The sequence below is a fragment of the Nostoc sp. ATCC 53789 genome, from assembly GCF_009873495.1.
In the GTDB taxonomy this organism is placed as follows: Bacteria; Cyanobacteriota; Cyanobacteriia; order Cyanobacteriales; family Nostocaceae; genus Nostoc; species Nostoc muscorum_A.
On sequence record NZ_CP046703.1, the window covers coordinates 2,816,473 to 2,831,257 of the forward strand.

Consider the following 14,785-nt stretch of genomic DNA (forward strand, 5'->3'; position numbering starts at 1 on the left):
TGGCAAAAGCCTATTTCCTTGTCCTTTTATTTGACTTGTATTTATAGCCTATATCAAAGGAAAATTTTGTATCTTATTGCCAGATTTTTTAGGAATTAATGTCCATAATAAAAGCACTATACCTCTAATCCAAAAGAGTAAGAAAGCTCTCTAGAGGTTATTTTATCGAAAAATGTCTCAATCACGCTTCGACACATTAATGCATAATGTGAGCTATTTGTATAGTGCCTAAATCATAGTAGGATATTTTCGCAAATCTAGGTAGGAAGATAGATGGAAGTTTCTGGATGCAACATCAATTACTCACTGAATCCTCCTCCCTCTTTTGAAGATTTTCCCATACTTCAAACTGAAAAATATACCCTACGACTGGCTTCAACCGAAGAAGAATTAGAATCAATCTTTCGGTTACGCTTTGAGGTTTTTAATCTAGAACTAGGCTTGGGATTTTCTGCTTCTAACTTTACTCAGATGGATATAGATAAGTTTGATGCAGTTTGCCATCATTTAATCATGATTTGCAAACAAACGGGTAAAACCATTGGAACTTATCGGATGCAAACCTATACAATGGCTTCTCAAAGACTAGGCTTTGATGCTGCCGATATATTTAATCTTAATGGAATTCCTAATTCTGTGCTTCAGGCATCAGTTGAAGTTGGGCGTGCATGTATAGCTAAAGAATACCGCAACAGTCAGGCACTTTTACTATTATGGAAAGGGCTAGCAAATTATCTGATCTGGAGTAAAAATCAATACTTCTTTGGCTGTGCATCATTACTAACGCAATCTCCTTCGCAAGCTACTTGCACCTATAATTATTTTCAGAAGAATGGCTTGATGCATCCAAGTATTTTGGTTTATCCAAATTCACAATCTTGTCTAGAACTGCCTCAAAATTGTCCAGACTTGAATAATGTGGAAATTCCTAAAATTTTGCAGGCATACTTGAATATTGGAGCTAAAATATGCAGTATTCCCGCTATCGACCGACACTTTAAAACTATTGATTTTTTAACCATATCTAATACCAAAGACTTTGCTAGATGGCGTTATCAAATATTGTAAAAATTATCTTTAGTCCTAACGTCCCTTGGGATGTGTAATGAACAGACTTAGATATAAATCGTAATTAAGAATTAAGAATTAAGAATTACGAATTATGATGATGGGCGTAGCTGCGACACTTCATCCAGTAGTACGCCTGACTAGATTATTTTAGACAAAATATTGGGAAAACTACTTATGCGCCACCTCAAATTTGTTCCGAGTTGGTTGCGATTTTTAATTATTTTCTTATTGACGATGGGTATATTGTTTCGCTTTTTTAACCTTGATACTAAGGTTTACTCCCATGATGAAACCTATACCTCATTGCGAATTTCTGGTTATACAAGAACTGAAGCACAAAATGAACTGTTTAATGGTAGTGTCATTGGCAAAGAAAGTTTTGCTCAATTTCAAGGGGTAAATCAAAAAAGCTTAAATGACACAATAATGACTTTGGCTAAAGAAGATTCTTTGCATCCACCGCTTTATTACATAATAGCCAGATTGTGGTTGGAAGTTTTTGGTAATTCGGTGACGGCGATCAGAAGTTTATCTGCTTTGATCAGTTTGCTGGTTTTCCCTGGTGTTTATTGGCTATGTCGAGAATTATTTAATGCGCCGCTATTGGTTCCTGGTGTAGCGATCGCACTTATGGCAATTTCTCCAATTCAACTAGTATACGCCCAAGAAGCACAAGAATATATTCTCTGGTTAGTCACCATATTACTATCTAGCGCTTCTTTGCTGCGAGCAATGCGCCTAGAATCACAAGATCGAGATGAGCTAACAAAACAAAGACAACAGCCAGAAACATTTACTATCTGGAGTATTTATGCAGTAACTTTGGCAATCAGTCTTTATACATTTCTTTGGAGTGCATTTGTCGCAGTTGCTCACGGAATTTATGTTATTACTACTGCCAGATTCCAGTTCTCTTCAACTGTCAAAACTTATCTTCTAGCATCATTGATAGGTTTTTTAGCCTTCATGCCTTGGCTGGTAGTTGTGATAGGTGATTTTTTCCAATTTTTGATTTCAGCAGATAAGGCAACACCACAGTCATCTTTGATGCCTAGATTTGAATTTTTGTTGATGCAATTAAGCCGAATATTTTTTGATATAGACCTGAGTTTAGATAATCAATTTAACTATTTAATTACAGTAATTTGTTTCATATTTGTAGGATATTCAATTTATTTCCTTTGCCAAACAACTAACTATAAAATTTGGTTATTTATCATTATATTAATTGTCGTGCCAGTACTGCCTCTAATACTGCCAGATTTAATGATTGAGGATATACAATCATCTGAACCATATTTCATACCATCTTATTTAGGGATTCAAGTAGCTGTTGCTTACTTGCTAGGTACACAAATATATAATGAGAGCGTGTCACGCCAGAATCTTTGGTATGCGATCGTTGGATTGATAATTATTTGTGGTTTAATTTCTTGTAAGGTTAATTTTCAAGCAGAAACTTGGTGGAATAAGGGTATAAGCTATGGCAATCCCAAAGTTGCCCAAATCATCAATCTGACCACTCGCCCACTTTTGATTAGTGATGCTTTGGGTAATAATTATGGAAATGTCTTTTCTCTAAGCTATCTTTTGGAGCCAAAGGTACAATTTTTGTTGGTTCAAAATCAAAAAATCCCTAAAATTCCTGATAGGTTTGCCGATGTTTTTTTGTTCAATCCTTCAGACAGTTGGCGCGAAACGATAGAAAAAAAATATAATTTGAAGACAGACATTGTTTATAGTGACAAATATTATTCGGTTTGGAAATTAGCTAAACCTCGCAGTGTACGGCAACGCGATATTCTCCCAAAGACGAAATTATCCAATCGTTGACTATCAGGTTATTAGACAATTTTAGTTTTTAGATAATGATTGTTCGCAAGGCATTTACATTTTTACTTACTTAAAATTAGCTAAAAATAACAAAAATAAATATTCAACAGATTCTTATCTTAAATTAATTTAAGTGGTACTACGATGCTTTAAATTGTCATTTGAGATTAATTTGATGATTAATTTAAAGGTGTTGTATGGGAATAGCAGATTTTCTTGGTCTTTTACATCCAGCGATCGCAATCATATTCGTGTTTCCACTTATTGGGACAGTGATTAATTTTGCTTGGCAAACACGCCAACGCCGATTACAAATTTTAGCCGGCAGTAAGAGCAAAATTCCTCCAGTAGTGGGTGTAGAACATAAGCAATTAGGTGAAAGACTAACAAGTGCGGTTGTCGGATTAACTTTAATCGGATTAAGCTACCCTATTGGTAAAAATATTATTAAAAATCAATTATGGAATAAAGCACCTTTTCAAGTTGTTTTTATCCTATTAATATTAGCTGCTACTATCGCCTCTTTAGTATTTCTTTATCGGGCAAAGCAGCGAGTGTGGCGGGCAGCTTTTGCTACTTTAACTGGTGCAGGTTTAGTCATATTAGGCTGTCAAGATGGAGTATTTCGCCGTACCAATGAGTGGTATTGGTCACATTATTATATTGGTATTACCGCAGCACTACTAATGATTTTTTCGTTAGCTATTGTTCAAGATATTTATCAAGATAAATCCAATCGCTGGCGGATTGTCCATACGATTTTAAACTGCATTGCTTTGTTGCTATTTATTGGACAAGGTATGACAGGAACGCGAGATTTATTAGAAATTCCCTTAAGTTGGCAAGAACCCTATATTTATCAGTGTGATTTTGCTAATAAAACTTGTCCAACGCCAAATTCTCAACCACCAAAGTAAACTAATGGATTTCCAATAAATAAATTATCCAATTCCTCAATATCTAAGATTTCGCAGTCTACAATTAGTGGCGGGTTTGAATCTCCCACTCAAAGATTGCTGGATTCTGGATTCTTCTTCAACGAAGAGGCAGGGAGAATGAGACATTGGGAATTGAGCATAAAGAAGAGACAGGGAAGATGGAGAAGACTTGTCCCCCTTCTCCCAATACTTTTCGGGTTTTGGGGGAAAGGGGAAAGGGAAAGGGTTTAAATTTCCCTTTCCCCATTGCCCTTTAACCTTTCCCCAGACCAAAAGAGAGATTATTGGGTTTAACCGAAAAGTATTGCCCCTTGCTTCTTTTTTAAGCAATATTATCTACAAGCCGATCGCGAATTGTTTTAAGTTGGTCTTGAGTCTTAATTGGCTCTCGTGGTGCTGGCAGTTCTGTATTAGGCCAGTTAGGCAAACTATTACAGGGACATAACAATGCCGGCATCCCGACGTTTCGCGCGGCTACTGGCATACTGCAACGACCACAAGGAACCATATCCCATGCTGGTGTCAACAATTCAGCAATGGTTTCTTGCGTACCTTCTAAATGACAATCACCTGATTCAGGCGCAATAATTTTCTGCCAGCACTCTTCAAATTCTTCACTATAGTGATCGCCATTTAGCACCGATTTGGGCAAAATGCTTGCCTTCCCGTTGCCCGTAATCACTTTCTTACCCAACTGAAACCAGTAGGCAAGGTATCCTCTAACTTCTTGTTTGGTTGCCATAAGACAATTTTAGATTTTAGATTTTGGATTAATTTGAATCAATAGTTAAGAATTTCGACTTCTGAATACTCCAGCATCCTCTCTGGTTGGCAATGGCGAACCAAGGACACTGAGATTGAGAACATGACCACCAGTTACTAAATAAACAGTTTCACTAAGGGCAGCTAATTGGCGTACTAAAGAACCCAAGCGATCGCGGAACATCCTCCCAAGGGGATAAGCTGGTACTACACCCCAACCTACCTCTTCTGCTACAAACAGCACATCAGCAGCAACTAGCTCTACTGTCTCTAATAACTCTACAACGAGATTTTCCCAGCTAGATTCGTCCTCTTCTAAGAGATTAGCAACCCAAGTTCCTAAAGAATCGACTAAAAGGCAGTTATAGGGTTTGGCATCGGCGAGGGTAGCAGACAGTTCTATAGGTACGGCTAGAGTTACCCAGTCTTGGGGACGGCGTTGTTGGTGTTCTAAAATACGTTGGTGCCATTCCTGGTCATCTGTGTTATCGGTCGCTGTTGCTACGTAAACAACTGCTTTCCCTGACTCCATAGCCAGAGTTTCCGCCCATTCACTTTTACCAGATCGTGCTGGCCCTGTTACCAAGATGATTTTACCCAAAGTTGTTTTCTGAGTATTGTAACAAAACGAGAATTCAGAAATCAGGAGCCAGAATAATACCTCCAGTAAGCTCCGCAAACAGGATTGAATTCTGTGTTATGGGGCTGAATCCCCAACTTTCTTGTTCTGAATTCTGAATTCTGAATTCTGTATTTTGCCTTCTTCAACAAGAATATGCTTACGGTTGCAATTTATCACCACATTTTTTACTTCATCAGCGAGATTTTTGGTTTCAAATAACTTTTAAGGGATAAAATTAGCACCAACATCATTGATGTCACAACTGGCAAAAGCCGAAAATCCCAACAACCCCATTCTTAATGATTCAACAAGAGGCAGGGGGCAGGGGGAAAAGGAGCAAGGGGAAATGATCCCTGCTCTCTGCTGTGGAGCGAAGCAGAACATGGGTCTGATTCCCCCACAACAACCAAGTGTGGTTCTAGTTCTATTGGGTCGAATCCCCATCTGAATTATCCCCCCTGCTCCCTGCTCTCCTGCCTCTTCTTCAACACCATTGGGGACAGCAAAATTTAGGATGTCTTTATGAACGCAGGCTTAAAACGCATAGAAGCAACTCTACACGATTTAGGGAATCGCGGTACTGCCCCTGCCGCCGAAGCAACTGATTCGACGACAAAACGGCCTTTTTCTTTTAGAATCAGTGTCGGAGCCAACGAATCCACAGATAGCACACAAACTCCATCATCTCAGGAAGAACAAACAGTTGAATTGGGTGTAGATACTGAGAGTGATTATCCTCCCGAACAGAATTTCTTTCCTCACCATGACTCTGTGCAGACCTTTCAAACACAAGAGAATGGGGGCAAAACACCCAGCTTACCCAAGTTGAAAACTCCAAGTTTTAGTAACCATCGCCACGGAGCAAATCCAGCATTGGCGATGAATCTATTACAAGAAATTCAGGAAACTGTTGCTGGTTGGCAAATAGAACTGCAAAATATTTTGAACCAAATTCAGGATATTTACTTAGAAGGACCAATTGTCAATGGCTGGTTAGAATCCAATCCCAGCGAACCAGAACCTGGAGGAACCGCAACACTGCGCCATGCAGAAGTTGACCGCCTGATGAACTATGTAGAAGAAATTTGCGCCACTGGTGGGAAAGTATCTTATAAATCATCCATTACTGGCTACCGCCTCTGTGGTGTAGACGATGCTGGTAAAGTCTGGTCACGCCCATGTCCAGCAGATCAGGTTGCTAATGTTAGTATGGCGATCGCACGTTACCAAAAGTTACGTCAGCTTTTGGGGCGCAAGCAATCTTTAGAAACCCGCCTGAGTCAACTGGCCCAAACACTTGTAGTTTTACACAGTCATATTCAACAAACGTGAAGTTTTAAAGATTATTTCCGAAGAAACTCGGTTGGTGGGTCGGTAATTTTTGGTTTAGATTAACTCTCAGCAGGTATGCGTTGGATTTAAGATTTTTATCTAAAATCCCAAATCTCAAATCCAAAATAAAATCTATGCCAGACACCCAAATCTCTGCCATTATCTGTACCCACAATCGAGATACCTATTTAGGGGCTGCAATTGATAGTCTTTTAGCGCAGGATTTTGCTGCTGACTTTGAAATTGTGGTAGTTGATAATGGATCTAGCGATCGCACCCGTGAGGTTGTAGAACAAAGGGCCCATAATCCGCGCCTGAAATATGTATTTGAACCCACTATCGGTTTATCTGTCGCCCGCAACACAGGCGCAAAAGTAGCTAGTGGCGACATTCTGGCTTATCTTGATGACGATGCTGTTGCTAGCCCTGGGTGGCTACAAGTTTTATATTTTGCCTATTACAATAATTCTAAATTAGCGATCGCAGGTGGCAAAGTCACTCTCTTATGGCCCCCCGGAATCGAACAACCACGATGGCTATCTCCAGGGCTAGCGGCAAATCTGGGTGCATACGACTTGGGTGACAGTAACATCTACATCGAGCAACCTGGCTTAACACCCAGAGGCTTAAATTACTCCATTCGCCGCAGTTTCCTAGAAGAAATTGGCGGTTTTGATCCTCATCTCGGTCGAGTGGGGAAAAATCTATTATCAAATGAAGAACTGCAAATGACCGAATTTGCCCTACAGCGTGGTTGGCAAGTTGCTTATCTTCCTGAAGCGCTGGTTGCTCACAATGTTGCCCCAGAACGCCTACAACGCACTTGGTTTTTAAATCGAGGCTGGTGGCAGGGTATCAGTGAATGCTATCGAGAACAACTTGCTGGTAAAGCTGGAATTGCTCAATTGCAGCGAGGTGGCGAACGGTTTGTGCGGGGCTTGTATAAAGCATTGCAATATTTTTCTGATCCAGCAGAACGGTTTGACAAACTTGTATATGCTTACGGTCAGATTGGTTACTTAAATGCTGCTATTCAAGGTCTTTTATTCACATCAAATAAGAAATAACCAATAACATAATTTATACTGATATGTCATCTAAAATACCAGTTTCTGTATTAATTCCGGCAAAAAACGAACAAGCAAACTTGCCAGCCTGCCTTGCTAGCCTCAGCAGGGCAGATGAAATATTTGTAGTAGATTCTCAAAGTACCGATAACAGCATTGAAATTGCGAAAAGCCACGGTGTCAATGTTGTGCAATTTGACTTCAATGGACGTTGGCCCAAAAAGAAAAATTGGTCTTTAGATAATTTACCTTTCCGTAACGAATGGGTGCTAATTGTAGATTGCGATGAGCGGATCACCCCGGAACTTTGGGAAGAAATTGACCAAGCAATTCAAAATCAAGAATATACAGGTTATTATCTCAACCGCCGTGTATTTTTCTTAGGAAAATGGATTCGTTATGGTGGGAAATATCCCGATTGGAATCTTCGTTTATTTCAGCATAAAAAAGGTCGCTACGAAAACCTACATACAGAAGATATTCCTAATACTGGTGACAACGAAGTTCACGAACATGTGATTTTGCAAGGCAAAGTTGGGTATCTCAAAAATGATATGCTCCACGAGGACTTCCGCGACCTTTACCACTGGTTAGAACGGCACAATCGTTATTCGAATTGGGAAGCCAGCGTTTATTTTAATATTCTCACAGGTAAGGATGATAGCGGCACTATCGGCGCGGATCTATTTGGTGATGCAGTACAACGTAAGCGCTTTTTGAAAAAAGTGTGGGTACACCTGCCATTTAAACCCATTTTACGGTTTGTTTTATTTTATATAATTCAACGCGGTTTTTTGGATGGCAAAGCTGGATATATTTATGCACGCTTGCTGAGTCAATATGAATATCAAATTGGCGTTAAACTTTACGAATTACGTAATTGTGGTGGCCACTTAAATACTGCAACTACCCCAAAGGCAGAAGCAGGGGAGCAGGAGAGCAGAGGAGCAGAGGTAAAGCTATTGACTATTGACTCATAACTAATGACTAATGACCAATGACAAATGACAAATGACCAACCTTTTGTAGATTTACGCAAATATGACCAATCTTGGTTTGATCGGGGACGGCCAAGTTGGTATGTATTGTTGTGGTGGCTTGTACAAGCGATCGCATTTCCCCTTACTCCTCAACCGTTAAATATTCTGCGTTGTGCTTTGCTACGACTATTTGGCGCTCGTATCGGCAAAGGTGTATTAATTCGACCCACCGCCCGCTTCACCTATCCTTGGAAAGTTACCATTGGCAACTACAGTTGGATTGGAGATAACGTAGTTTTTTACAGCCTCGATCAGATCCACATCGGTGAACACTGCGTAGTTTCCCAAAAAAGTTACCTGTGTACTGGTAGTCACGATCTCCAAGATCCTGCTTTTGGGTTAAAAACAGCGAGTATCACTATTAACAATGGTGCATGGGTAGCAGCAGATTGTTTCGTTGGACCAGGAGTGCAAATCGGCGCTAATGCTGTGATTGGCGCTCGTAGTACTGTTTTGACGAATATGCCTTCTGGACAAGTTTGTTGGGGAAGCCCCTGTCGTCCTAAGACAAGTCGCATAAAACTTGATACCCCTACAACCCCATGATTTTATAGATAAACATAAGACATCTCCAGAAATTAACTATGCTTACCTGAAACCCTTGTAGAGACGTTGCATTGCAACGTCTCTACATTCATTTTCACCAGATGTCTATAGTAAGGTAGCCCAACTAGCTGCGCTACCTTAAATTTTCTACATATTTTATTTATAGCGGTTCTCAATTGCATAGAATATAGACCAATAAGGTTCAGTTAAGGGTAAAACTCTAAAGTCAATTGTTTATAACCTAGATGCAAAGTGGTGAGCTAGTCCGGTGGACGGATTCCCCAGCATAAAGGAACTGGCGTTAGCGTAGCTACGAGCGTCATCCGTAGGGCTTACCGCAGGCTACCGCCATCGTGCAGTGTCTCGCAGAGAAGGAGACCAAAGATGCAAAGAGAAAGAAGAAATACTTAACTGAACTGTATTGACCTATAAGCTCTGCTTTATATAGGCATTTCCTGGAGATAGTTTGCTTTTAATTAAATCTTTTTGCTTTCTAGTCCAAAATTCGTGCATATCTAAAAAATCTGGCAGAAGATGTGATGCACCAAATCAGCCAAGTGATAGCCTAATTAGCAAAATTTTTTCTCATTCCCACAAGTGAGAGTCACCCAAATGTGTAAAAGTATAAGCTGTTATTGCGATCGCCTTTGGCGTTCTTGCAGGGTACCTAATAAAGCGTGAGTTCGACGAACCTCTCCCTCCCAGCCTCCCTCTCCGAAACGGAAAGGGAGGAGCAACGAAAAATTCAGCTTTTTACTCCCCTCTCCGACACGGAGAGGGGCTGGGGGAGAGGTCAAATAGACTTGTCGAACTCACGTTAATAAAATGGAGCGTTCACTTAGCGTCTTGTAGACAATCAATCGTAATTACAATATATCATCTTGGTCAATTTGCTTGCATTGGAATGCTCCCGAATAATTAGGTGATGAAGTGCCCTTTGCCAACCATGTTCGTCAACTTGCCAAAGATTTTAAATATCAACAAATGCGATAAGTTTAAAACAAATTTAATAGGAGGCAAGTATGAATTTTAACAAAGATGAAAGAAATGTCATTTTAATAGTTGATGATGCCCCTATTAATTTAGAGATATTATTCAAGCTTTTAGAGTATTACGGCTTGAAGGTTTTAGTATCTGAAGATGGAATGAATGCCATTGAAATTGCAGAGAATGCCTTACCTGACTTAATCTTATTGGATGTATTAATGCCAGGAATTGACGGCTTTGAAACTTGTAGACTTTTGAAAAAAAATCCAGCTACTCAAGATATTCCAGTAATATTTCTAACTGCTATAACCGATAAGATAGATCAAATCAAAGGTTTGAACCTTGGGGCAGTAGATTACATAACTAAACCTCTAGAAAATAAAGAGGTTTTAGCTAGGGTAAATATCCATTTACGTTTACGAAACCTCACAAAAAAACTCACAGAGCAAAATAAACGTTTAGAAATAGAAATCTTTGAGCGCCAGCGAGTAGAAGAAGAACTGCGATGTCATTCAGCTGCATTAGATGAGTGGAACAATCGCTACCAAGCACTAATTCAAGCGAGTGGTCAAATTCTCTACGACTGGTACTTGGATACCAACGATATTAAATATGGTGGCAATGTAGAGCAAATATTAGGTTACTCTATGCCTGAGATGTTAGGAGGTTTGAAGCGTTGGTTAGAGTTAGTTCATCCTGATGATAGAAAATTATTCAATGAAGAGATTAACCGCATTTTATCCGCAAAAGAGCGATTCCACCTTGAGTTTCGCGTCGCTCGCAAAGATGGCACTTACATCACAGTTGAAAATAATGGTTATATCTTTTTAGACTCTACAGGCAAAGTTGCTCGGATGGCGGGCTTTGTAATTGATATTACCGAACAGCAAGCTGTGCTACGTGAACGCAAAAATGCAGAGCAAAAAATTCGTGAGCAAGCAGCTTGGCTCGATATCACCACAGACGCAATTATCGTTCAAGATTTAGTTAACAAAATTCAATTTTGGAATAAAGGGGCTGAACATCTGTACGGTTGGATGGCAGAAGAAGCATTGAGCAAGAATGCCAATCAGTTTTTGTATCAAAAGCAAAGTTTTGGTCAACTAAAAAACATCCAGAAAACTTTAGTTGAACATGGTTCGTGGCAAGGTGAATTATATCAAGTTACCAAACAAGGCCAAGAGATTATCGTTGCTAGCCGATGGACACTGGTAAATGATAATGAGGGACAAGCTAAATCCGTCCTAATTGTCAACTCCGACATTACAGAGAAAAAACAACTGGAAGCGCAGTTTCTCCGCGCCCAGCGAATGGAGAGCCTTGGCACTCTAGCAAGTGGTATCGCCCACGATCTTAACAATGCACTAACACCTATGTTGATGACAGTGCAACTTTTAGAGGCACAGCTTCCAGATGAAAAAAGTCAGCAATGGCTAACAATTATGGAAACAAATGTTAAGCGCACCGCAGATTTAGTTAAACAAGTGTTATGGTTTTCACGCGGCTCTGTAGGTAACTTTAAAACCTTACAGGTGCGGTATTTGATTTCAGAAATTGAAAATATTATTAAGCAAACATTTTCCAGAGCTATTGAAATCCGTATTGATATTTCTGAGCAAAACTTATGGAATATCTTTGGCGATGCTACCCAGTTACACCAAGTGCTAATGAACCTATGTATCAATGCTCATGATGCCATGCCTAATGGCGGTATTCTAAAGATTTCTGCGAAGAATTTCTGGGTTGATAGTCATTACGCCAAAATGAATATTGATGCTAAGGTAGGTTCTTATGTAATGATTAGCGTCTGTGATACAGGCATAGGAATTAAGAGAGAAATAGTAGATAGAATTTTTGAGCCATTTTTCACAACAAAAGAAGTCGGAAAAGGCACAGGGCTTGGTCTTTCAACAGTGCTTGGGATTATAAAAAGCCACTTCGGTTTTGTGAATGTAGTAACTGACGTGGGTAAAGGCACAGAGTTTCAAGTTTGCTTACCCGTCACGCAAACAATGGAGACAGATAGTAAATTAGCTGGAGATGAATTACCACCGGGGCATGGAGAATTGATTCTCGTGGTTGATGATGAAGATTCAATTCGAGAGGTTACTCAAACCTGGTTAGAAAAAAATGCCTATAAAGTTATAGTAGCTAGTGATGGTATTGATGCGATCGCACTATATACAGAATATCAACAAGAAATTAGTGTAGTCTTGATTGATATGATGATGCCAAACATGGATGGGCCAACAACCATTAATGTGTTGAAGAAAATTAATCCAGAGATCAAAATTATTGGTGTTAGTGGATTAGCTTCCAATCATGAAATGATTAAAATCCTTGGTAATAGTGTCAAAACCCTATTGTCCAAGCCCTACACCTCAAGCGACTTGTTAAGAAATTTACAGATGGTAATTAATACAAAGTAGATTTTGTCATTTGTCATTTGTCATTTGTCATTTGTCATTGGTTATTTCTACCTCATCTCCCATTCCCCATTCCCCATTCCCCATTGCCCATGAGTGGTAATATATTCTCATGGCTGCTCTAATCCTTGCTATTGATGAACAAACTACTGGATGAAACGCTGTCAATTGAAACTGCTGAACGCATAAACAGCAGAGCTAGCACTCCGTTTGATAATGCTTACAAAGCAGCATTGTCTACTGAGGGAGCAAGATATGTCCAAGGATTTTTAACTTTTGTGGGAAAGCCATACAGGCCGATTGAACACAGTTGGATTGAACTAGGTGATGCCTCTGAGGTACGCATTATCGATCCCACATTACCGCACCTGAACAAAAATCCCCAAGAACTCTGGTATTTTGCAGCACAAAGGCTAACGGTTAAAAAATTGAAAGCCATCATTGAAGAATCGAAAGAAGATTATCCAGAAGATGAACCATTACCAATCTATGGCGATCCACCTTATGAATATTATGGTGATGTGATGTTGGGTGGTCAGGACTATTTGGCAGCATATCAAGCCGCAGAAGCTAAGTGCAAAGAAATCAACAAACTCAACCCTGAGAGAAACTAAATAATTCGTAATGACGCTCGCGGACTCGCTAACGTAATTCTTAGTTACGAATTATTTAATAAGATTTACCATCGCTGCCAAAGTATTCCCTATAGCCACAAATTTTGTCTCCACGCACATCAAAAGAAACCGCTACCCGATTTTTGTAAAGCTGCCCAAACAAAAGTCCCTCATCTCGAAACTCAAAAACAGCCGTTGTTTCATTGCTCGTAACACGGTCTAAGCCGGTCAAGTTCAAACCAGGGCTGAAGGCTTCAAAAACGTACTCGAAAAATTCTCTAGCTCGCTGTTTACCGACATTCAAACCGTGGAATTTACCCATTGGAAACCAAAGGGTAAAGTCTTCTGTGAGCATATCTAACAATGCTTCCCACTCTCCAGTTGCCATACCATACGTAAGATGCTCAAATGCCTGTCGAGCAACTTTTAAAGTATTTTCTGAGTCTTGTGTCATTCCCACCCGCGCTAACTAGATATAAACTAATGCTGTGTGACTTAAAACCTCACAACTACTTTCCCACAATTCTGACCACTGAAGAGATATTCTACAGCTTCGGGTATTGATTCTATGCCTTGAAAGTGTCTTGGGTCAACGGAAACTTTGAGTTTGTCTGTGTAGAACAGGTTTAATAGGCGATCGCGTGCCTCTGCCATATATTCTTTATAATGAGGCATGAGAAAGCCTCTCACAGAAGCAGCTTTCCAAAATAGCTGGTGATAAAGGCGTGGTTGTGTAATTTCTTCTACATCTTTTGCGTATTCGGAGATGAAACCAACTACAATTAAGCGTCCCCGCACTGCCAAGTTTTCAACGCAGGTATCAAATACGGTTTTACCTACACAGTCAAAAATTAAATTAATCCCATTGGGGTATTCTTGCTTGAGGATGTGATTGAGATTTTCTGTGCGATAGTTGATAATGCGATCGCACCCTAATTCTCTCAGTAACTTTGCCTTCGCCTCAGAACTACAAGTACCAATGACATGATTCCCGGCTAACTTTGCCAATTGCACTGCAATATGACCGGTTCCCCCGGCGGCGGCTGTAACTAAAACCACTTCATTACTTTTCATCTCCCCCACTTGTTCCAATGCAACCAAAGCTGATACACCTGTAGGCATTAGTGTTAGCAACTCTGGCGTTGCTTCGCGCACCTTCACTGCTAAGTTTGCATCGATAACCTGATATTCTCGATAACCGCCGCCACGTGCAATAGTTATGACAGCATCACCAATTTGAAAATCTTTGACATTTTCACCCATAGCGATAACTTTCCCCACAGCTTCCACACCCAAATCAAAGGGAGGAATTAAGTTAATATATGGAACGTCACCACGACAAAGTAAGGTGTCAAAGCCACCGTTAACGCCAGCAAATTTATTTTGAATTAAAAGTTCGCTAGCCGCAGGTTTGGTAATAGGAATTTCGACAATTTTAATGGACAATTTAAAATCTTGATTCAGTTGATTTGCTATTAACTTTCTGTAGGTTTGTACATTCATTGATACAAGTAATTCGGTGCAAATATTAAAAGCTATGTTGAGAA

At 39.8% G+C, this 14,785-nt stretch carries 13 protein-coding genes; 9 read left to right on the top strand and 4 right to left on the bottom strand.

The features are described from left to right. The first annotated feature begins 273 nt into the window (after positions 1-273). The 3 genes from GJB62_RS11530 to GJB62_RS11540 all read left to right on the top strand — a co-directional run bounded on the left by GJB62_RS11530 (position 274) and on the right by GJB62_RS11540 (position 3,821). Complete coding sequence (locus tag GJB62_RS11530; RefSeq protein ID WP_114083478.1) at positions 274-1,068, top strand: GNAT family N-acyltransferase; 795 nt, start codon at positions 274-276, stop codon at positions 1,066-1,068. Positions 1,069-1,245: 177 nt separating this feature from the next. Beyond that, positions 1,246-2,904 carry a glycosyltransferase family 39 protein gene (locus GJB62_RS11535; protein WP_114083477.1) on the top strand — a complete coding sequence of 553 codons (1,659 nt, stop codon included), beginning with the start codon at positions 1,246-1,248 and terminating at the stop codon, positions 2,902-2,904. Positions 2,905-3,101: 197 nt separating this feature from the next. Further along, positions 3,102-3,821, top strand: a complete 720-nt coding sequence (locus tag GJB62_RS11540) for a DUF4079 domain-containing protein (protein ID WP_114083476.1) — start codon at positions 3,102-3,104, stop codon at positions 3,819-3,821. A gap of 343 nt (positions 3,822-4,164) precedes the next feature. On the opposite strand, the gene GJB62_RS11545 is transcribed toward GJB62_RS11540, so the two are convergent. Together GJB62_RS11545 and cobU are read right to left on the bottom strand one after the other, a co-directional pair. Next, complete coding sequence (locus GJB62_RS11545; RefSeq protein WP_114083475.1) at positions 4,165-4,584, bottom strand: hypothetical protein; 420 nt, start codon at positions 4,582-4,584, stop codon at positions 4,165-4,167. Positions 4,585-4,629: 45 nt separating this feature from the next. Beyond that, the gene (gene cobU / locus GJB62_RS11550) at positions 4,630-5,205 is read right to left on the bottom strand and encodes a bifunctional adenosylcobinamide kinase/adenosylcobinamide-phosphate guanylyltransferase (protein WP_114083474.1); all 576 of its coding nucleotides are present in this window, start codon (positions 5,203-5,205) and stop codon (positions 4,630-4,632) included. Positions 5,206-5,748: 543 nt separating this feature from the next. Here cobU and GJB62_RS11555 point away from each other — a divergent pair. From GJB62_RS11555 to GJB62_RS11580, 6 genes are all read left to right on the top strand, one after another. Further along, entirely contained in the window at positions 5,749-6,558 is an 810-nt protein-coding gene (locus GJB62_RS11555) for a hypothetical protein (RefSeq protein ID WP_114083473.1), read from the top strand. Positions 6,559-6,692: 134 nt separating this feature from the next. Further along, complete coding sequence (locus tag GJB62_RS11560; RefSeq protein ID WP_114083472.1) at positions 6,693-7,625, top strand: glycosyltransferase family A protein; 933 nt, start codon at positions 6,693-6,695, stop codon at positions 7,623-7,625. A 23-nt stretch (positions 7,626-7,648) separates the two neighbouring features. Further along, positions 7,649-8,605 carry a glycosyltransferase family 2 protein gene (locus tag GJB62_RS11565; RefSeq protein WP_114083471.1) on the top strand — a complete coding sequence of 319 codons (957 nt, stop codon included), beginning with the start codon at positions 7,649-7,651 and terminating at the stop codon, positions 8,603-8,605. A gap of 24 nt (positions 8,606-8,629) precedes the next feature. Continuing rightward, on the top strand, positions 8,630-9,211 hold the full coding sequence (hpsU, locus tag GJB62_RS11570) for a hormogonium polysaccharide biosynthesis acetyltransferase HpsU (RefSeq protein WP_114083470.1): 582 nt from the start codon (positions 8,630-8,632) through the stop codon (positions 9,209-9,211). A gap of 1,022 nt (positions 9,212-10,233) precedes the next feature. Then, positions 10,234-12,627 carry a response regulator gene (locus tag GJB62_RS11575; RefSeq protein WP_114083469.1) on the top strand — a complete coding sequence of 798 codons (2,394 nt, stop codon included), beginning with the start codon at positions 10,234-10,236 and terminating at the stop codon, positions 12,625-12,627. 134 nt (positions 12,628-12,761) lie between these two features. Next, entirely contained in the window at positions 12,762-13,238 is a 477-nt protein-coding gene (locus tag GJB62_RS11580) for a hypothetical protein (RefSeq protein WP_114083468.1), read from the top strand. Between the two features lie 55 nt (positions 13,239-13,293). Here GJB62_RS11580 and GJB62_RS11585 read toward each other — a convergent pair whose 3' ends face one another. Both GJB62_RS11585 and GJB62_RS11590 read right to left on the bottom strand, forming a co-directional pair. After that, positions 13,294-13,692 carry a nuclear transport factor 2 family protein gene (locus GJB62_RS11585; protein WP_114083467.1) on the bottom strand — a complete coding sequence of 133 codons (399 nt, stop codon included), beginning with the start codon at positions 13,690-13,692 and terminating at the stop codon, positions 13,294-13,296. Between the two features lie 41 nt (positions 13,693-13,733). Next, positions 13,734-14,741, bottom strand: coding sequence for a zinc-binding dehydrogenase (locus GJB62_RS11590; protein ID WP_114083466.1), 1,008 nt, complete (start codon positions 14,739-14,741; stop codon positions 13,734-13,736). Between the last annotated feature and the right edge of the window lie 44 nt (positions 14,742-14,785).